The 18,250-nt window shown below is 50.0% G+C and carries 15 protein-coding genes and 6 pseudogenes; 11 read left to right on the forward strand and 10 right to left on the reverse strand.

The window, feature by feature from the left end:
- Window positions 1–17: 17 nt before the first annotated feature.
- Window positions 18–215: pseudogene (locus BJF97_RS33700) on the reverse strand (helix-turn-helix domain-containing protein); the annotation flags it as partial.
- Between BJF97_RS33700 and BJF97_RS33705 the strand changes: the two are divergent.
- The 3 genes and pseudogenes from BJF97_RS33705 to BJF97_RS35580 all read left to right on the forward strand — a co-directional run.
- Window positions 208–534: pseudogene (locus tag BJF97_RS33705) on the forward strand (Tn3 family transposase); the annotation flags it as partial. The pseudogenes BJF97_RS33700 and BJF97_RS33705 sit on opposite strands and share 8 nt — an antisense overlap.
- 78 nt (window positions 535–612) lie before the next feature.
- A complete protein-coding gene (locus BJF97_RS31325; RefSeq protein WP_000427623.1) occupies window positions 613–1,617 on the forward strand; it encodes an IS110-like element IS4321 family transposase in 1,005 nt (334 codons plus the stop codon).
- A 333-nt stretch (window positions 1,618–1,950) separates the two neighbouring features.
- A complete protein-coding gene (locus BJF97_RS35580; protein ID WP_077270240.1) occupies window positions 1,951–2,112 on the forward strand; it encodes a replication initiation protein in 162 nt (53 codons plus the stop codon).
- Window positions 2,113–2,269: 157 nt separating this feature from the next.
- Here BJF97_RS35580 and BJF97_RS33715 read toward each other — a convergent pair whose 3' ends face one another.
- The 4 genes and pseudogenes from BJF97_RS33715 to BJF97_RS31340 all read right to left on the reverse strand — a co-directional run bounded on the left by BJF97_RS33715 (window position 2,270) and on the right by BJF97_RS31340 (window position 4,977).
- The gene (locus BJF97_RS33715) at window positions 2,270–2,425 is read right to left on the reverse strand and encodes a colicin release lysis protein (RefSeq protein ID WP_071561715.1); all 156 of its coding nucleotides are present in this window, start codon (window positions 2,423–2,425) and stop codon (window positions 2,270–2,272) included.
- A 107-nt stretch (window positions 2,426–2,532) separates the two neighbouring features.
- Window positions 2,533–2,790: a bacteriocin immunity protein gene (locus BJF97_RS31330; RefSeq protein ID WP_227525358.1), complete on the reverse strand. Its 258-nt coding sequence runs from the start codon at window positions 2,788–2,790 to the stop codon at window positions 2,533–2,535.
- 1 nt (window position 2,791) lies between these two features.
- Window positions 2,792–3,848 (reverse strand): annotated as a pseudogene (locus tag BJF97_RS31335) (klebicin B-related nuclease bacteriocin); the annotation flags it as partial.
- Window positions 3,849–3,996: 148 nt separating this feature from the next.
- Window positions 3,997–4,977: an IS5-like element IS5 family transposase gene (locus BJF97_RS31340; protein ID WP_070083104.1), complete on the reverse strand. Its 981-nt coding sequence runs from the start codon at window positions 4,975–4,977 to the stop codon at window positions 3,997–3,999.
- Between the two features lie 366 nt (window positions 4,978–5,343).
- Between BJF97_RS31340 and lldD the strand changes: the two genes are divergently transcribed.
- Entirely contained in the window at window positions 5,344–6,522 is a 1,179-nt protein-coding gene (lldD, locus tag BJF97_RS31345; protein ID WP_001572339.1) for an FMN-dependent L-lactate dehydrogenase LldD, read from the forward strand.
- A 313-nt stretch (window positions 6,523–6,835) separates the two neighbouring features.
- Here the strand turns inward: lldD and BJF97_RS31350 are convergent, their stop codons facing one another.
- The 3 genes from BJF97_RS31350 to BJF97_RS31360 all read right to left on the reverse strand — a co-directional run bounded on the left by BJF97_RS31350 (window position 6,836) and on the right by BJF97_RS31360 (window position 10,910).
- Window positions 6,836–7,816 (reverse strand): IS5-like element IS5 family transposase, encoded by a 981-nt coding sequence (locus BJF97_RS31350; RefSeq protein WP_070083104.1) that lies wholly within the window; start codon window positions 7,814–7,816, stop codon window positions 6,836–6,838.
- A 368-nt stretch (window positions 7,817–8,184) separates the two neighbouring features.
- Window positions 8,185–9,450 carry a hypothetical protein gene (locus BJF97_RS31355; protein ID WP_004118118.1) on the reverse strand — a complete coding sequence of 422 codons (1,266 nt, stop codon included), beginning with the start codon at window positions 9,448–9,450 and terminating at the stop codon, window positions 8,185–8,187.
- 212 nt (window positions 9,451–9,662) lie between these two features.
- A complete protein-coding gene (locus BJF97_RS31360) occupies window positions 9,663–10,910 on the reverse strand; it encodes an MFS transporter (RefSeq protein ID WP_017146651.1) in 1,248 nt (415 codons plus the stop codon).
- A gap of 373 nt (window positions 10,911–11,283) precedes the next feature.
- On the opposite strand from BJF97_RS31360, the gene BJF97_RS31365 reads away from it, so the two are divergent.
- The 6 genes from BJF97_RS31365 (at window position 11,284) to BJF97_RS31390 (ending at window position 16,900) form a co-directional block, all read left to right on the forward strand.
- Window positions 11,284–12,132: an iron-sulfur cluster-binding protein gene (locus BJF97_RS31365; RefSeq protein WP_016151336.1), complete on the forward strand. Its 849-nt coding sequence runs from the start codon at window positions 11,284–11,286 to the stop codon at window positions 12,130–12,132.
- A complete protein-coding gene (locus BJF97_RS31370; RefSeq protein ID WP_004118113.1) occupies window positions 12,125–13,066 on the forward strand; it encodes a dihydroorotate dehydrogenase in 942 nt (313 codons plus the stop codon). The genes BJF97_RS31365 and BJF97_RS31370 overlap by 8 nt, the downstream gene beginning before the upstream one ends.
- 36 nt (window positions 13,067–13,102) lie before the next feature.
- On the forward strand, window positions 13,103–14,359 hold the full coding sequence (locus BJF97_RS31375; protein ID WP_004118110.1) for a Zn-dependent hydrolase: 1,257 nt from the start codon (window positions 13,103–13,105) through the stop codon (window positions 14,357–14,359).
- A complete protein-coding gene (pyrC, locus tag BJF97_RS31380) occupies window positions 14,356–15,432 on the forward strand; it encodes a dihydroorotase (RefSeq protein WP_016151338.1) in 1,077 nt (358 codons plus the stop codon). Before BJF97_RS31375 ends, pyrC begins: the two co-directional genes overlap by 4 nt.
- Window positions 15,433–15,596: 164 nt before the next feature.
- Window positions 15,597–16,493 (forward strand): helix-turn-helix domain-containing protein, encoded by an 897-nt coding sequence (locus tag BJF97_RS31385; RefSeq protein WP_004118106.1) that lies wholly within the window; start codon window positions 15,597–15,599, stop codon window positions 16,491–16,493.
- 80 nt (window positions 16,494–16,573) lie between these two features.
- A complete protein-coding gene (locus BJF97_RS31390) occupies window positions 16,574–16,900 on the forward strand; it encodes a hypothetical protein (RefSeq protein ID WP_032435793.1) in 327 nt (108 codons plus the stop codon).
- 238 nt (window positions 16,901–17,138) lie between these two features.
- Here the strand turns inward: BJF97_RS31390 and BJF97_RS33730 are convergent.
- Window positions 17,139–17,321: pseudogene (locus BJF97_RS33730) on the reverse strand (integrase core domain-containing protein); the annotation flags it as partial.
- 55 nt (window positions 17,322–17,376) lie between these two features.
- On the opposite strand from BJF97_RS33730, the pseudogene BJF97_RS33735 reads away from it, so the two are divergent.
- Window positions 17,377–18,072 (forward strand): annotated as a pseudogene (locus tag BJF97_RS33735) (IS1 family transposase).
- Window positions 18,073–18,086: 14 nt separating this feature from the next.
- On the opposite strand, the pseudogene BJF97_RS33740 reads toward BJF97_RS33735, so the two are convergent.
- Window positions 18,087–18,227 (reverse strand): annotated as a pseudogene (locus BJF97_RS33740) (maltose acetyltransferase domain-containing protein); the annotation flags it as partial.
- Window positions 18,228–18,250 lie beyond the last annotated feature (23 nt).

An 18,250-nucleotide genomic window follows, 5' to 3' on the forward strand; every position in this document is an offset into this window, starting at 1 on the left:
ATCTTAATTATAAGCATTCAGTAATCCGGTAATACAGCATTGCGTTTCTGATTACCCTCTCTAACCCGGATTATTGTTTGCCGGGATGTATTAAATTCCCGAGCAACTGCGCTGATGGTGGTTCCGGCGTTTAAACGATCAATCACTGCCCGTTGCTGTTCTTCATTTAGGCTTGAAGGGCGGCCAAACCTTTTTCCGTCTGCCTTTGCCCTTGCGCGAGCAATCTTTATGCACCGACTGGGGGAAATCAGAGATCGGGGACTGGAAAACCAGAGCTACCGGGCCAGCGGACTGACGTTGCTGACTGCGGCGATCTCACTGCGGAATACGGTTTATATAGAAAGAGCAATAGATTCTTTGAGACGAAAAGGGATCCCGCTAAATGAACAGCTTATTGCTCATTTGTCCCCGCTGGGATGGGGGCACATAAATCTGAGTGGGGATTACGTCTGGCGAACAAACCTCAAGTTGGGACAGGGTAAATACCGCTCATTACGCTCAGTGGATAGCAGTCTGTACAAAAAACAGTCTTAGCGTAGGATATTTAATGAGATGGTCACTCCCTCCTTCCCGGTACTATGCTGAGGACAGGCTTTCATTCGGAGAACTATCATGGAAAACATTGCGCTCATTGGTATCGATCTGGGTAAAAACTCTTTCCATATTCATTGCCAGGATCGTCGCGGGAAGGCTGTTTACCGTAAAAAATTTACCCGGCCAAAGTTGATCGAATTTTTGGCGACATGCCCCGCTACAACCATCGCAATGGAAGCCTGTGGCGGTTCTCACTTTATGGCACGCAAGTTGGAAGAGTTGGGGCATTCCCCAAAGCTGATATCACCACAATTTGTCCGCCCGTTCGTTAAAAGCAATAAAAACGACTTTGTCGACGCCGAAGCTATTTGTGAAGCTGCATCGCGTCCGTCTATGCGTTTTGTGCAGCCCAGAACGGAATCTCAGCAGGCAATGCGGGCTCTGCATCGTGTCCGTGAATCCCTGGTTCAGGATAAGGTAAAAACAACCAATCAAATGCATGCTTTTCTGCTGGAATTTGGCATTAGCGTTCCCCGAGGAGCTGCCGTTATTAGCCGACTGAGTACCATTCTTGAGGATAATAGTTTGCCTCTTTACCTCAGCCAGTTATTGCTGAAATTACAACAGCATTATCACTATCTTGTTGAGCAGATTAAAGATTTGGAATCCCAGTTGAAACGAAAGTTGGACGAAGATGAGGTTGGACAGCGCTTGCTGAGCATTCCCTGCGTCGGAACACTGACAGCGAGTACTATTTCAACTGAGATTGGCGACGGGAAGCAGTACGCCAGCAGCCGTGACTTTGCGGCGGCAACAGGGCTTGTACCTCGGCAGTACAGCACGGGAGGTAGGACGACATTGCTGGGAATTAGTAAGCGAGGTAATAAAAAGATCCGAACTTTGTTGGTTCAATGTGCCAGGGTATTCATACAAAAACTGGAACACCAGTCTGGCAAATTGGCCGATTGGGTCAGGGATTTACTGTGCCGGAAAAGCAACTTTGTCGTCACTTGTGCTCTGGCAAACAAGCTGGCCAGAATAGCCTGGGCCCTAACGGCACGACAGCAAACTTATGTAGCATAACGGCAGAAATACACCGGTTTAAAGAATTACTGATCTGGTTTTGCGAATACTGATATTGATGATACTAACGGCCCACCGGCCTGTTGAGGAACCTGTAAAACGGAAAGGCTCATTGAAGCCGTATATTTTCTGGAGGTTCATCAGGCGCGGAACTCATCAAGGCGCGGGAATAAAATCCCATTCAGACGCCGGATAGATTCAAGCAAGCCAACTTGTCGTCAAAATCGGTGTTGCAAAAACGGGAGTGACCATAGAGTCCGTTTTCCAAGCGGACCCCTCATTCCACGCCTGACACTCAGTTCCGGGTAGGCAGTTCGCTCCAAGCTGGACTGTATGCACGAACCCCCCGTTCAGTCCGACTGCTGCGTCTTATCCGGTAACTATCATCTTGAGTCCAATCCGGAAAGACATGCAAAAGCGCCACTGGCAGCAGCCACTGGTAACGGATTTAGAGGAGTTGGTCTTGAAGTCATGCGCCTGTTAAGGCTAAACTGAAAGAACAAGTTTTGGTGACTGCGCTCCTCCAAGCCAGTTACCTTGGTTCAATCACCTGCAAGTGTTTGAACCTTCGGAAAAACCGCCCTGCAAGGCGGTTTTTTCGTTTACAGAGCAAGAGATTACGACGATCCAAATGGGATCTCAAGAAGATCCTTTACGGATTGCCGTTCGTACCGCTATCAAGCGTGACTCCGGTCACCGTCGATGAAGGTGAAACAGCCCCACCTCCGGTGTCTCGAACATTATTGACCTGACATGCTGCCAGAACCACAGAAACGGTAACAACCCCTAGGAAAAGTAATTTTTTCATATATCACCTTTTATTTTTATTATTCTAGGCAAATGGATATCTAGTAATTATTCTTCAAATCCAGAGTTACAAATGAGCGGGCTCATAACTTGAACCCGCAAATTCAATCACGCTTTTTTAAAACCTGGCTTACCGTTAGCAGCTCGCCATTCCTTTACGGTTTTAACAATCCCTTTCGCCGAAGAATCTTCGCCTACCTTAGGCTTGAAGATGAGGTTCCAACCAGCAGGATGCTCTGTTAGTTGGGCGAACGAATAAATAGCATCATCGTTCTCTTTGTCAGTTGGAAAATCAGCAGCGATTATTTTACTAACAAAACCAGTAAATTCTTCTTCCGTAAAATCTGAAATTTTATTACCAGCCATTTTATTTTCCTTTATGTGTCTCAATATGATTTTTAGGTGTTAGCGCCTTAATGTTATCGACATCCATAACAGCCCCTCTTTGAGATATTTCTTTTTCGTGGTGTAATTCAATTTTAACACGTTTCCCTACTGATTCTAAAAAGTCCGCAGTAGGTGCCCTTCCAGCTTTCATCTGATTAATATCAGCTTCACTAAATTGCTTGCTCAGTGCAGAATCGTCAGCAACCGCTTTCCAGAACGCCCGACGGAAAGAATCAAAACTACCGAAAGTCTTCCCGCGTAATTTATCCGCAATCTGGGAAGGAACAGGAGCACCATCCCCGGTACTGGCCCCCCCCCATCCAGTTATTGCCAACGTTCTGCCCTTTGCCGCTCACTGTACCGGGCATGTTACGAGGGCTACGGTACATCACATACAGCGGTTTTAGGCCGGATTCCGGAGGAAACACCAGAATAATATCGTCAAAATCGAGGTCATCCGCTACCGGCGTCACGGTTTTATCTGTAGCCTGTGGCGCCGAAATCTGATCACCGGTATGCAGAATACGCTCCGGTAGTGGTACCGGCCCGCTTAGCGTCAGTGGTCCGTTTGCACCAGGTGCGTCAGCCGGGCTGACAAAAATAGTTTGCGCCGGAACATCTGCGACAGCGGGAAGAGTATAGCCCCAGTAGCCGGTTTCCTTATCCAGTACAGCACGAGCGACCTTCACGGCACCGGCAGTATTGGTTTTGACCAGCTGAACATCCAGAATGCCACTATCATTCATAACCAGACGGCCACGAACCGGCATACTGACAGATGTTTTCTGATCTGCTGCTTTATTCAATGCCGCGGTATCAGGCAGACCAAATGCATCGCCAGGCATCATCGAACTGATATCCCGACCGGGCACCATATCACTACCGACGCCAACTGATTTCGATAACACAAGACCGGCAATGGTTAATGCTACCGGGTTAGCCACCACAGCGACACGTAACGTCGCCACAGCCTCGCTGATGAAAGCTCCCAGGCTGGCCGCAGCATCAGCCGCCAGAGTAAAACTTCCACGTGACGCAGGGAAGGTGCGAATAAGCGGGGAAATTCTTCTCGGCTGACTCAGTCATTTCATTTCTTCATGTTTGAGCCGATTTTTTCTCCCGTAAATGCCTTGAATCAGCCTATTTAGACCGTTTCTTCGCCATTTAAGGTGTTATCCCCAGTTTTTAGTGAGATCTCTCCCACTGACGTATCATTTGGTCCGCCCGAAACAGGTTGGCCAGCGTGAATAACATCGCCAGTTGGTTATCGTTTTTCAGCAACCCCTTGTATCTGGCTTTCACGAAGCCGAACTGTCGCTTGATGATGCGAAATGGGTGCTCCACCTTGGCCCGGATGCTGGCTTTCATGTATTCGATGTTGATGGCCGTTTTGTTCTTGCGTGGATGCTGTTTCAAGGTTCTTACCTTGCCGGGGCGCTCGGCGATCAGCCAGTCCACATCCACCTCGGCCAGCTCCTCGCGCTGTGGCGCCCCTTGGTAGCCGGCATCGGCTGAGACAAATTGCTCCTCTCCATGCAGCAGATTACCCAGCTGATTGAGGTCATGCTCGTTGGCCGCGGTGGTGACTAGGCTGTGGGTCAGGCCACTCTTGGCATCGACACCAATGTGGGCCTTCATGCCAAAGTGCCACTGATTGCCTTTCTTGGTCTGATGCATCTCCGGATCGCGTTGCTGCTCTTTGTTCTTGGTCGAGCTGGGTGCCTCAATGATGGTGGCATCGACCAAGGTGCCTTGAGTCATCATGACGCCTGCTTCGGCCAGCCAGCGATTGATGGTCTTGAACAATTGGCGGGCCAGTTGATGCTGCTCCAGCAGGTGGCGGAAATTCATGATGGTGGTGCGGTCCGGCAAGGCGCTATCCAGGGATAACCGGGCAAACAGATGCATGGAGGCGATTTCGTACAGAGCATCTTCCATCGCGCCATCGCTCAGGTTGTACCAATGCTGCATGCAGTGAATGCGTAGCATGGTTTCCAGCGGATAAGGTCGCCGGCCATTACCAGCCTTGGGGTAAAACGGCTCGATGACTTCCACCATGTTTTGCCATGGCAGAATCTGCTCCATGCGGGACAAGAAAATCTCTTTTCTGGTCTGACGGCGCTTACTGCTGAATTCACTGTCGGCGAAGGTAAGTTGATGACTCATGATGAACCCTGTTCCATGGCTCCAGATGACAAACATGATCTCATATCAGGGACTTGTTCGCACCTTCCCTTGGGGGGCTGGTTTGTTTGTTCCTTTTTGGCGATTGACCACATCGCACAATCCGGGCTGAGTACCTTCAAAGTTATCTACTTTCCGCGCAGTTATTTATCAAATATTGCTGTCAGAGAATGAACACATTTTCAGCAGAAATACTTCATCAGAAAAATCACCAGCGTTTAAAAAACAGGTTATTCCCTTTCTGCATGACCGGGATTCTAAAATTTCATTTCCCCCCTCATTTCATTGGACCTATAGTCTTTCTGCCTACAGAACATAAATTTAGTTAAGATCTATAAGGAAAGAAAAATGATCGTTTCAGCTCCCGCCGATTATCGTGAGGCCGCCCGTCATCGCCTTCCTCGATTTCTGTTTGATTATATTGATGGCGGCGCAGTAGCAGAAAATACCATGCACGCGAACTCAACTGAACTCGCCTCAATTGCGCTGCGTCAGCGGGTGCTTTGTGGTGTTGGCGACCCGACGCTGACGACTAATATCCTTGGAACGTCATGGGCAATGCCGGTCGCGCTGGGTCCTGTAGGAGCCACTGGCATGTACGCACGGCGCGGCGAAGTCAAAGCGGCGCGAGCCGCAACCGACGCCGGCATCCCTTATACCCTTTCCACGGTATCGGTATGCCCGATAGAAGAAGTTGCGCAGCATGCCTCCGGAGAGCTCTGGTCACAGCTGTACGTGCTTAAAGATCGCGGTTACATGCGCAATGCTCTCGAACGCTCGTGGGCCGCAGGGATGAAAACGCTGGTTTTCACCGTCGATATGCCCATCCCCGGCTCGCGCTATCGCGATAATCGCTCGGGTATGTCCGGACCGTGCGCCACTCTGAGACAATATCTGCAGGCCTGTACCCACCCCCGTTGGGCCATAGACGTTGGGCTGGCTGGCAGACCCCTGTCGTTTGGCAACATTGAAACCTACACCGGACACAAGATGACGATGGACGACTATATGGGGTTTATAAGCAATAACTTCGACCCCTCCATTGCATGGCACGATTTGGAGTGGATACGCGACAGCTGGAAAGGGAAGCTGATTATCAAGGGTATCCTTGACCCTGAAGATGCAAAGAATGCCGTCCGTCTGGGCGCTGATGGCATTGTGGTTTCTAATCACGGGGGCAGGCAGCTTGATGGCGCAATTCCAACGGCCAGGGCGCTACCTCGGGTGGTAGATGCCATCGGCGATGATCTCACGGTTCTGGTCGATTCAGGAGTGCGTTCCGGGGTGGACGTTATCCGGATGCTTGCCCTTGGCGCAAAAGGGGTACTGCTGGGACGTTCATATATTTATGCGCTGGCGACGGCAGGAGAAGCTGGTGTCGCACACCTGCTGCGCCTGTATGCTGAAGATATGAAGGTAACGATGACTCTGACGGGCGCAGCATCACCGGCGGATATTCACGCTGACTGCCTCGACCGTTTAGAGAAAGATATGGCGCAGCTAGCCAGGACGCATTCTGGACAATAGAACCATGAGACCAGACCCACGCTATGCTTACACGGGTCTGGTCGCCCACTAAAAAGTTTACTGGAGTTCAGCGAGAATTTTTATCGGGAAAAACGCAGCCGATGAAAGAGTGCACTGAGCTATCCAATACCACCATGACAGGCGTCACCGTCACTCCCAGTCGCTAGGGAAGGTGCGAATAAGCGGGGAAATTCTTCTCGGCTGACTCAGTCATTTCATTTCTTCATGTTTGAGCCGATTTTTTCTCCCGTAAATGCCTTGAATCAGCCTATTTAGACCGTTTCTTCGCCATTTAAGGTGTTATCCCCAGTTTTTAGTGAGATCTCTCCCACTGACGTATCATTTGGTCCGCCCGAAACAGGTTGGCCAGCGTGAATAACATCGCCAGTTGGTTATCGTTTTTCAGCAACCCCTTGTATCTGGCTTTCACGAAGCCGAACTGTCGCTTGATGATGCGAAATGGGTGCTCCACCTTGGCCCGGATGCTGGCTTTCATGTATTCGATGTTGATGGCCGTTTTGTTCTTGCGTGGATGCTGTTTCAAGGTTCTTACCTTGCCGGGGCGCTCGGCGATCAGCCAGTCCACATCCACCTCGGCCAGCTCCTCGCGCTGTGGCGCCCCTTGGTAGCCGGCATCGGCTGAGACAAATTGCTCCTCTCCATGCAGCAGATTACCCAGCTGATTGAGGTCATGCTCGTTGGCCGCGGTGGTGACTAGGCTGTGGGTCAGGCCACTCTTGGCATCGACACCAATGTGGGCCTTCATGCCAAAGTGCCACTGATTGCCTTTCTTGGTCTGATGCATCTCCGGATCGCGTTGCTGCTCTTTGTTCTTGGTCGAGCTGGGTGCCTCAATGATGGTGGCATCGACCAAGGTGCCTTGAGTCATCATGACGCCTGCTTCGGCCAGCCAGCGATTGATGGTCTTGAACAATTGGCGGGCCAGTTGATGCTGCTCCAGCAGGTGGCGGAAATTCATGATGGTGGTGCGGTCCGGCAGGGCGCTATCCAGGGATAACCGGGCAAACAGATGCATGGAGGCGATTTCGTACAGAGCATCTTCCATCGCGCCATCGCTCAGGTTGTACCAATGCTGCATGCAGTGAATGCGTAGCATGGTTTCCAGCGGATAAGGTCGCCGGCCATTACCAGCCTTGGGGTAAAACGGCTCGATGACTTCCACCATGTTTTGCCATGGCAGAATCTGCTCCATGCGGGACAAGAAAATCTCTTTTCTGGTCTGACGGCGCTTACTGCTGAATTCACTGTCGGCGAAGGTAAGTTGATGACTCATGATGAACCCTGTTCCATGGCTCCAGATGACAAACATGATCTCATATCAGGGACTTGTTCGCACCTTCCCTAGCTTTATGGGTAATCTATTCCACATGTCATAGGGTCCCTAAAAGAGAACGTTTCTTTTTCCAGGGATATTTACAGAAAGCAGACTAAAGTGTAATTGCCGCCAGAAGGCGGCAAAAGATATGGTAAATATGGCAAGTGTATAAATATACTGTATCAGTACATCCGAATGGCTCTGTCAGATTTTAATGGCATACGTACTCCAAAATACAATATTGGAATTTGAGTGTATAAAAGTTCCAGAAGCTTATTGGTGTTTGATGTGCTTAAAAACGCAACGTATGCTACAGTTATTATTAATCAAAAATCATATGCTAATTGCACTCTATTTTGAATAAACTCGCGCTCATATAATGGCGATGTCTGGATGCCGAAGTAATCTGAAATACTCAGCCCCTTCAACTCATTGCCAAAGTTATAACGTGCAAATAGCAGATATTCAGACTGGTTGATGCTTTTGGCATCTTTCGCGGGTTTGACATCCAGAAAGGAATAACGAGATCCTAGCGTCCATTTATCAGAATAAGACCATGTAAGTTGCGTCGAAAAAGCATTTCCGGCACCGGTCATCGGGGTGCTGGTGAAATAGGGTTTTGCAAAATAAGGGTCGGAAGAGGTTTTGTAGGCATAAGGCGTAACCAACGCGCCATTCTTGTAAGCGTCGGCTTCGGGAAATATTTTATCGTAGCCCACCTGCCAACTGAGAGTGTTCAGCGGGTAAACGACCAGTTGCATCCCGAGCGTGCGGTTCTCAATTTTTCCTAGCACACTGTCACCGGTATTTTTGCCATAAAATCCCTGTATCCCCAGATCTGGTTTCCACAGAATATCAGGGGCTACGTAATGCACTTCAGCCCAGACAATATTGGTAATATCGGCGTATTTCTCACCCCATAGCTGAGAAGTGAAGTAGCGTTGACCAAGATCGCGTTTTTTCGCGAGCCCCAGCGCGATCAGGCCATCAGTTTTTCCGCTGAAGGTATTGTCCTGAGCCAGACGTGATGTGCGGGTGAATGTTGAATCAGCATAACTTTTATAACTGAAAACCCGTGTCACGCGGATAAAATCAGTGTCATTACCATACTTCACGTCAACTGCACGATAAAGGTAAGGTAGTACCCGGGCATTGGAATAGTCGCCGAGGAAAGGCAAGTTAAGATGCTGGTTACCGGCGGTGATCGACAACAGTCCCTGGCGCCATTTGAGGTAAGCTTCATCAACGCCCCCACTGTCATGGGCCAGTTCAGCGACCGAGTCCGAGCCTGCCAGCAGGTTGGTTTGTCCTTCTACTCCCACGGCAGCCTGAAAACCATAAAAAGGTGCTGTGGTATACGTGATATATCCGCCAAGAGTGGTGGAGTCCTGATTGAGTCCACGTGCGAAATAGGCGTTGTGGGTTGAGTAAGAAAACAGTCGGGCGCTGCCGTGAATACTGCCACAACCAATAGCCTGAATCAGGCTCTGGCTATTAGTTGTTGAGCACGCATTACTGTCAACAGGATCCGCAACCGCTCCCTGCATATATATAGAAAAAAATACAGCTGCCGATATCATTTTATAGCGCATTTATCACTCCTGATGATGTTTTTTAAATTGAGTCATATCCTGAGAAAACCATACAGTTAATTAATTGCAAAAACATGCCGCCATAAGGATGGCTAAGCGCAGATGTTTTTCTGTTAATAACTATTTCGTGAGTGGAATACTGTGGCCCCGTAATTCCATGATATAAATCATACGGGGCGTTATCGTTATTCAGAAATATAAAGGTTTATTAATTAATCCAGTTCCTTACCTTTCAACTCAGGGATAAGGAATATCGTGGCAATAATATCGATAACATAAATCGATGCCAGAAGGGCAATCGCCAGATGGAAAGAGTACATTGCGGCAATCGCACCGATCAGCACCGGGCCAAATCCACCAACACCTCGGCCAATATTAAATAATACGTTTTGGGCGGTTGCACGGGCAGCGGTAGGATATGCTTCAGAAATCAACGCCCCATATCCGCCAAGCATGCCGTTAACAAACATCCCCAGAAGAGCGCCGGCCCATAACATAGTTAAAGGATCGGTAAGCTGTGCATAAAACACAATAGATACCGCAGCACCGGCCTGGAAAAGAATAAAAGCAGGTTTTCTTCCGATACGGTCGGCAAGCTGGCCAAAAACCCAAATCCCCGCCATCATCCCGAGTATAGTGACCGTGGTCCACATTGCCGATTTTGTCAGACCAAAACCCAGCTGTTTGGCGAGATAGGCTGGCATCCAGATCATTATCCCGTAATAGCCCAGGTTCTGGACTGAGGTCAGGATCGCAATCCCTGCGCTAATTTTGGTCGTTGCCTTGTCTTTTACCAGTAAACGGAACGACTCAAGCATGGAGGTTTTTTCTGCAGCGCTCTGGTTAACAAAAACATCAGGCTCATGCAGACGGTGGCGGATAAACCAGGCAATCAATGCCGGAATTACACCCACAATGAACATGCCGCGCCAACCGATAAACGGCAGGAGCATCGGCGTAAGCACGGCGGCAAGCAGGACGCCGGCCTGCCAGCCTAACGCAACATATGACGAAACGCGTGAGCGGTGACGTGCTGGCCATGCTTCGGCAGCCAGCGCCATCCCGATGCCGAACTCGCCACCAAGGCCGATCCCTGCAATGGTGCGGTAAATCAGTAGGTCCCAGTAACCGGTGGCAAAAGCGCATAATCCGGTAAAGGTAGCAAATAGCACAATTGTCCAGGTCAGAACGCGGACGCGGCCATAGCGATCGCTCAGAGCGCCAAAAATAATGCCTCCCGCAACAGCGCCAATCAGCGTCCATGTTACCAGGGAACCTGATTGTGTAGGGGTCAGGTTAAGATCTGCTGAAATAGCATGCAGCATGAACCCCAGGATCAGCAGGTCAAAACCATCCATTGCATAACCGATCGCCGAGCCAAGCAGCGCTTTCCAGCTGTAACCGGTAATTTCCTCTGAGGAAGCCGTTCCGCATCCCTCCGACGAACGAACATTATTCATTGAATCCACTATTACGCTCCTTAAGACCATTTTGGTGCACACAAAATTAGGAATTGCTTCATCATGGTGCACTTGCGGTTAATTATGATATAAATATCGTTTTTGATACTGGTGTGTAGCAATTTTAATGCCAATAATGAGATGAAATAAAGGGAGGATGCCTGGTCTCGAAGAGATTTAAGAATTTTGTTTTTAAGTAACTGTATGAATTTATTTGTTATTTTATATTCGGATGACTGCCGAAAAGAACCGATTTCAGATCTTGATGCCGTCATTGAGGACGTATAAAAAAATACACTTGTATCTATTTTGATACTTGTGTCATATATAATACTCACAATCGTTCTATTCACCACGTAGATGGGTATTCATAATGGGTGACACAAGCTGTTTCAATCGTCATGCCCGCCAGGTAGCGTCACATCGCTGCCTGGTGTCAGAGCATCGCTGGGTTAACAAACGCTATAAATATTTGCGCCTCTCCGCAGCGGTGGATCTCCATAGCGCGACCCTGCCTGGGCAGTTTTATATGCTTAAATGCCCCAATGTGAAGTCGTTACATCCTTTCCTGCTCAGGCCCATGAGCGTTTACGGTACCGGGCCTGCGCCTGGAACCATCGAGTTTTTGTACAATGTCGCAGGGGCGGGGACACAAGGGCTGGCTGAGTTGCCTGAAGGTAGTGAGATGGATATTGTCGGGCCGCTCGGTAATACCTTCACTCTAAAGCCTGAATTCCGTCGGGTTATGGTGGTTGCACGTGGTGTGGGCCTTGCCACTATGGCTCCTTTGCTGCAGCAAGCTGCTCGTGCCGGTATCGTTCTCACCATTGTTATGTCGGCACGAACGCCGGAAGACCTGATGCGTAATGCGTTCCTGCGCGGCATCGATGCTGATGTTCATTGCCTTTATGACAGCGATGGCACCTCGGCAATGAGTGCGCTGGATAAGTTACTGCATGATATTCTTGGCAAGCATCACCACGACATGATTTATACCTGCGGCTCACACCGTATACTTCGCCTGCTTCAGTCCATCCTGGAGGTGTTCCCTGATACTGGAGGCGAGGTCGCGCTTGAACAACGCATGGCGTGTGGAATGGGCGTTTGTCTCTCTTGCGTGAGGCCGATCCAGCAGAACGGACGGATTGAATTTCTGCGTGTCTGCCGTGAAGGCCCCGTCTTTCCTATTCGTTCTGTTGTCGGGGAGGTGGAGTTTGCCTGAACTTAATGTGAGCCTCGGCGCACTGGCGCTCAAAAATCCTGTGATGCCTGCTTCCGGCTGTTTTGCTATTGAGTACAGTGAAGCGCTCGATTTTAACCAACTGGGTGCAATGGTGTTGAAGAGCGTTTCCCCGATATCACGCCCGGGTAACCCTGTACCTCGTGTCTGTGAGACTCGGGGTGGCATGATGAATGCGATCGGCATTCCCAGTCAGGGGCTTGAATATCACCGGTCGCAGATCATTCCTGCCTATTCGGCCTTTTCCACACCGCTGATCGTGTCTATTTCCGCCGACACCTCAGAATCATTTGCCAGCGCAGTCGCTGAGATGGCGCTACCTTCGGTTGCGGCAATTGAAGTGAACATCTCCTGCCCCAACCTCGAAGCAGACGGAATGGCCTTTGCCATGTCTCCAGACACAACCTTTGACGTCATCAGCACTATCCGACGGAAAAGTGATTTTCCGCTTTGGGCCAAACTCACCCCGAACGCCGGTAACGTGGTTGACATCGCGCTGGCCGCAGAAGCTGCAGGAGCCGACGCGGTGGTGATGGGGAATACGATGTTAGCTATGGCAATTGATATCCACACTCGCAGACCCCGTCTTGGGAATGTGATGGGGGGATTATCGGGGCCGGCGATAAAGCCTGTCGCACTGCGCATGGTTCATCAGTGTTATCGCGCTTTGAAGATCCCGGTCATTGGCTGCGGGGGGATCGCCTGCGCCGACGATGCGATTGAATTCATGTTGGCTGGCGCCACGGCAGTCCAGGTGGGAACTGCATCTTTTATCGATCCGGGGATAATGCAGAAAATCATTCATGGCATTGAGGATTATTGCACCGAACACCGCATCAGCCGCGTCCGCGACATCATCGGTCAGGTCAATATTGATGAACAACTCGCCTCCCGCTGGTATGAATTTGCGCAGTGAGCCTCCAGGGCGTCAATGAAAGGTTAATGAGCTGAAATGTTTATTTCTGATTACCGACAGTTAGCAACGAATTTATTCTCAGATATTTACCAGCTGAGCTTCGATGGTGTGGGCGTCACTCGGCAAAGTTACGGGCCAGGCGAGACGGCCGTAGCAGATTATCTTAGCCGGTTCGCCAGAGAAGAAGGGCTGAGCGTCCACATCGATCGTGCCGCTAATCTGATTTTCAGTCAGAAGGGCGTCAATGAGGATACTCCTGCAGTCTGGATCGGCTCTCACATCGATTCTGTCCCTCAGGGGGGAAATTTCGATGGTCTTGCGGGCGTTATTGCTGGACTGCTGATTCTGGTTGCCAGCCAGCGAGAGAACCGCCGGCTGCCTGTGCCGGTTAAAGTGGCGGCCTTTCGAGGGGAAGAAAGTGCCTGGTATGGTCGGGCTTATATGGGATCCAGTGCGATATTTGGCCGCTTAACGGCGGAAGATCTACAACGTCAGCAGCGAATCAGTGGTGAGACGCTTGGCAACAGCCTTGGAAAGCTGGGCGCTGATATCGAGGCTATCTGCGCCCAGCAACCGTTGGTTGAGACAAAAAATATTCTCGCCTGGCTTGAGTTACATATCGAGCAGGGGCCGGTACTGGTTGAAAAATCGCTGCCGCTTGCCGTGGTCAACGGGATTCGGGGGAATGTCCGCTTTAACACTATTCACTGTTTTGGGGATGCCCAGCATTCAGGCACCGTTCCTCGCGATCTTCGCCACGATGCGGTCTGCGGCGTCTCCGACTTAATTATGCGTCTGGATGCACGCTGGCAGTCACGGTTATCTGCGGGGGACGACCTTGTTGTCACGTCCGGGATCTTTCAGACCGATGTGCAAGAACATGCGGTGACCCGAATTTCAGGGCATGTCAGTTTCAGCCTCGAGGCGCGAAGTCTTAATTCCTACACCCTGACTGCGTTTGCTGAGGAGATTATGGCTACGGCACATCAAGTGAGTGAGGCGCGAGGCGTGACATTCAGGTTTGACAGCCCGGTACTCACGGAGCCCGCTACGTTAGACCATTCCGTGTTTGCCGCCCTCAAACATAGCTGTGAGGCGCTGGCAGTCAATCACCTGGAATTAGCCAGCGGCGCGGGCCATGACTCCGCAATTTTTGCTCGCCAGGGGATCCCGAGCGGCATGGTGTTTGTCCGGAATCAGAACGGGTCGCACAATCCGCATGAGGCAATGGAAATGGACGATTTTCTGCTGGGTGTCGGAGTCATTCAGCAGACGCTTGAGGAGTGGAAATGAACAAAACTCCTGTATCAGCAGAGAAAAACGGATTATTGACGTTGCGACGGCCTGACGATTTTCACCTCCATCTACGTGACGGTGAAATACTAAAGGCTGTTCTGCCCTTTACTACAAAGCAGTTTGCCCGTGCGGTGGTTATGCCTAACCTGAATCCGCCTGTCACAACAGTGGCTGCAATGGAAGCCTATCGCGAAATCATCCTTGCCGCGGTGCCGCAAGGCCATGATTTTACGCCTTTGATGACGCTATATCTCTGCGATGACACTCTGCCGGAAGTCATACGTGTCGGGCATCAGAAGGGCATTCTGACCGCCGTGAAATGGTATCCCGCAGGGGCGACGACCCATGCAGAATACGGTGTCACGTCTGTTAGTAGAATACGCGGCTGTCTCGATATACTTCAGGCGTTGGGGATCCCACTTCTCATCCACGGTGAGAGCACTCGCCCGGACGTGGACATTTTTGACCGGGAACGCGTTTTTATTGAAGATACGGTGATGGAACTACGGTGCAATTATCCACAGTTAAAAATAGTGCTTGAGCATATTACCACCCAGGATGCTGTTCGCTACATACAAGAGCAAGAGGATGGCCTGACTGCGGCAACTATCACGCCTCAGCACCTGCTTTTCAACCGCAATGTGCTGTTTAACGGGGGGATTCGGCCCCACTATTACTGTCTGCCGGTCTTGAAAAGAGAGTATCACCGTCAGTCGTTGTTGAAGGCCGCAACCTCTGGTGACCGTCGTTTTTTTGCCGGCACGGATTCCGCCCCTCATCCTCGTACGGCCAAACTAGCCGCTTGTGGTTGTGCCGGTATTTTCAATGCTCCATCAGCACTCGAATGTTATGCCACGGCGTTTGAAGCGGCGGGTGCACTGCCACATCTGCAAGCCTTCGTCAGTGAATATGGGGCAAGGTTTTACGGACTGCCGTTAAACACGGGGACGGTCACCTTAGCGCGACAACCGTTGATTCTGCCTGAACCGCTGGTAGTGACTGAGCATGTTCAGATAGACCCATTTCCCGGCGAGGTCTCCTTAAACTGGCGTCTGGTCGGCAACGAATAAACGCCACTCTGCGGGGAAGATGCTCCTGCAGGCAGTGACGTTAGAGGACGGTTATTTTTGCTGATTCTGACCAGTCAGTGGACCCTTTTATCGAGCAGGGAGTTGTTATTCCTGAAAGGGTCTGTATTCTCTATTTTGATACTACTGACATGAATTAAAACAAAATGGCTGATAACTGGAATTCATCGATTGATTATGTTGCGATAGGCGAGCGTCTCAAAGCATACCGGATTGGCGCATCGCTCCAGGCTGAAGACGTTGCGGAACAGTTGGGTGTTTCCCGGGCGGTGATCTACCGTATTGAACGGGGGGATATTGTCAAAATTGAGACGCTGGATCGACTGGCTCAGGTTCTGGAAACGTCTTTGGCATCACTGTTGGGGGTGGAATCGGAATACTACCCCACGGCGCTGGGGTTGTTTGAAAGAATGCGCCAGTTGGAAAGCGTGAGCGACAGAATTTTAGCCCACTTCGAACCTGTTTCATTGCTGCTGACGTCGGACAGTTATCTCGACGTCCTCAGGAAAATGTTAAAAGAGAGCAAAACCAGTAAAAGTCATGGTGAGGCTGACGAAAAGAATATTGATGCGATCATTAGTATTCTGATTGAACGCCGTACTTACTTTGAGCAACGTAAACCCCACATCATCAGCTTAGTTGGGTTACGTGAACTGGAGCGATTTATTCACACAGGTATGGTAGGGCGACTTGATTTACCAGAAGATATCTATTCACAACGGGTAAAAGCGGCACGCCATGAAGTGATAAAGCTGGCCGATCTGATGGAAAGTGAGCCACTGGATATCCAGATTGGCATCATTGATGAGGCCATGCCGTCTTCATCGTTTCAGGTATTGTCAGGCCCCTCGCACAGCGTGATGGTAACAAGTCCCTTCAGATTGGGGGAAATGCCAAATGTTTACAATGGCATAGGTACTGTAACCTATGCGCCAGAAGCGGTAAAAAAACATGAAGATCTGATGATCAGATTATGGAGAAAAGCCCATAAGGGACGAGAGGGGGCCGATCTATTGAGAAAACTGTTAAAGGATATCTGCTAAGACATGTGCTCTGAATCTATTTCAGAAAACGTTGTAAACAGGTATGTAGAAATGATTGAAATTGAGGTACTGGAGGCACTATGACGTTTGATGAGATCAAAGAACGATTTGCTGGAGCAGGTACGGGAACTGATGCTTTCCGCGGGCTGTACAACGAGACCTTCGAGTTAATGAACGCAGATAAGGAAAATGCCGCGGTTTATTTCTTAATCGGCGTGGCAGCACGGTCATACGTTCTCAGATATGACGACCAGGCCGTCGACCCCGATTTTGCGGAACAATCTAAACAAACGATGAGCGCTTTAGTCGACAAAATTGCCTTTGCACTTCATCAACCAGCGGAAGACAAAATAAAAATCGCCAGTGAAGTCGCGTCTGAGTATCACTGGAAAGTCACCAGTTTCTGAATCAATTGATGACATGTGGTCGAATAAGCCGACCTTACGGATAGCGGAAGAACGGTTTATTGCCAGGCATTAATCCTGCAAGAAAGACCTTCTCTTCAGGGCTACTTCAACTCCACGAATCTCCGACTGATCACGTAGACGACCAATCACTGAGGAACTAGGATTGGTCTTTTTCTTCACGAGCATTTGTGGGCCGTGACCGGTACGCGTGACCTGCCCCCAGGATTAGATACAACCGTCAGTTAGTAAGGTCGGTTTGTTTACCTTCACATTTTCCATTTCGCCACCGTGCTGCAAACTCTGATGGCGTCTGATAATTCAGTGCTGAATGTGGACGACACTCGTTATAATCCTGCCGCCTGTCATTAATGATTTTCCTTGCGTGAACGATATCGCTGAACCAGTGCTCATTCAGGCATTCGGTGATGCTGCCAACTTACTGATTTAGTGTATGATGGTGTTTTTGAGGTGCTCCAGTGGCTTCTGTTTCTATCAGCTGTCCCTCCTGTTCAGCTACTGACGGGGTGGTGCGTAACAGCAAAAGCACTGCCGGACATTAGCGCTATCTCTGCTCTCACTGCCGTAAAACATGGCAACTGCAGTTCACTTACACCGCTTCTCAACCCGGTACGCACCAGAAAATCATTGATATGGCCATGAATGGTGTTGGATGCCGGGCAACCGCCCGCATTATGGGCGTTGGCCTCAACACGATTTTACGTCACTTAAAAAACTCAGGCCGCAGTCGGTAACCTCGCGCATACAGCCGGGCAGTGACGTCATCGTCTGCGCGGAAATGGACGAACAGTGGGGATACGTCGGGGCTAAATCGCGCCAGCGCTGGCTGTTTTACGCGTATGACAGGCTCCGGAAGACGGTTTGCGCACGTATTCGGTGAACGCACTATGGCGACGCTGGGGCGTCTTATGAGCCTGCTGTCACCCTTTGACGTGGTGATATGGATGACGGATGGCTGGCCGCTGTATGAATCCCGCCTGAAGGGAAAGCTGCACGTAATCAGCAAGCGATATACGCAGCGAATTGAGCGGCATAACCTGAATCTGAGGCAGCACCTGGCACGGCTGGGACGGAAGTCGCTGTCGCTCTCAAAATCGGTGGAGCTGCATGACAAAGTCATCGGGCATTATCTGAACATAAAACACTATCAATAAGTTGGAGTCATTACCCTTTTTTCAACTTCTGATGGATGCGAGTGATTGAACTCATACATTAATGTTTTCCCACGAAGTCTTTTTTCAGGTAAGCCTTCGCACATATCGGTAAATAGCTTGCCTGCTTTTATTTTTTCTGTCATCGACATGTTCATTTTTAACATTCCGTCCTGATAAG

The organism is Klebsiella sp. LTGPAF-6F, assembly GCF_001753185.1.
GTDB classification, from domain to species: Bacteria; Pseudomonadota; Gammaproteobacteria; order Enterobacterales; family Enterobacteriaceae; genus Klebsiella; species Klebsiella michiganensis.

Bases quoted from the DNA above. Each gene is read 5' to 3' on its own strand.
- BJF97_RS31390 (WP_032435793.1), top strand. From the start codon at position 16,574: ATGACGTTTGATGAGATCAAAGAACGATTTGCTGGAGCAGGTACGGGA.
- lldD (WP_001572339.1), top strand. From the start codon at position 5,344: ATGATCGTTTCAGCTCCCGCCGATTATCGTGAGGCCGCCCGTCATCGC.
- BJF97_RS31330 (WP_227525358.1), bottom strand. From the start codon at position 2,790: ATGGCTGGTAATAAAATTTCAGATTTTACGGAAGAAGAATTTACTGGT.
- BJF97_RS31340 (WP_070083104.1), bottom strand. From the start codon at position 4,977: ATGAGTCATCAACTTACCTTCGCCGACAGTGAATTCAGCAGTAAGCGC.
- BJF97_RS31350 (WP_070083104.1), bottom strand. From the start codon at position 7,816: ATGAGTCATCAACTTACCTTCGCCGACAGTGAATTCAGCAGTAAGCGC.
- pyrC (WP_016151338.1), top strand. From the start codon at position 14,356: ATGAACAAAACTCCTGTATCAGCAGAGAAAAACGGATTATTGACGTTG.
- BJF97_RS33715 (WP_071561715.1), bottom strand. From the start codon at position 2,425: ATGAAAAAATTACTTTTCCTAGGGGTTGTTACCGTTTCTGTGGTTCTG.
- BJF97_RS31325 (WP_000427623.1), top strand. From the start codon at position 613: ATGGAAAACATTGCGCTCATTGGTATCGATCTGGGTAAAAACTCTTTC.
- BJF97_RS31360 (WP_017146651.1), bottom strand. From the start codon at position 10,910: ATGAATAATGTTCGTTCGTCGGAGGGATGCGGAACGGCTTCCTCAGAG.
- BJF97_RS31355 (WP_004118118.1), bottom strand. From the start codon at position 9,450: ATGCGCTATAAAATGATATCGGCAGCTGTATTTTTTTCTATATATATG.
- BJF97_RS31365 (WP_016151336.1), top strand. From the start codon at position 11,284: ATGGGTGACACAAGCTGTTTCAATCGTCATGCCCGCCAGGTAGCGTCA.
- BJF97_RS35580 (WP_077270240.1), top strand. From the start codon at position 1,951: ATGCACGAACCCCCCGTTCAGTCCGACTGCTGCGTCTTATCCGGTAAC.
- BJF97_RS31375 (WP_004118110.1), top strand. From the start codon at position 13,103: ATGTTTATTTCTGATTACCGACAGTTAGCAACGAATTTATTCTCAGAT.
- BJF97_RS31385 (WP_004118106.1), top strand. From the start codon at position 15,597: ATGGCTGATAACTGGAATTCATCGATTGATTATGTTGCGATAGGCGAG.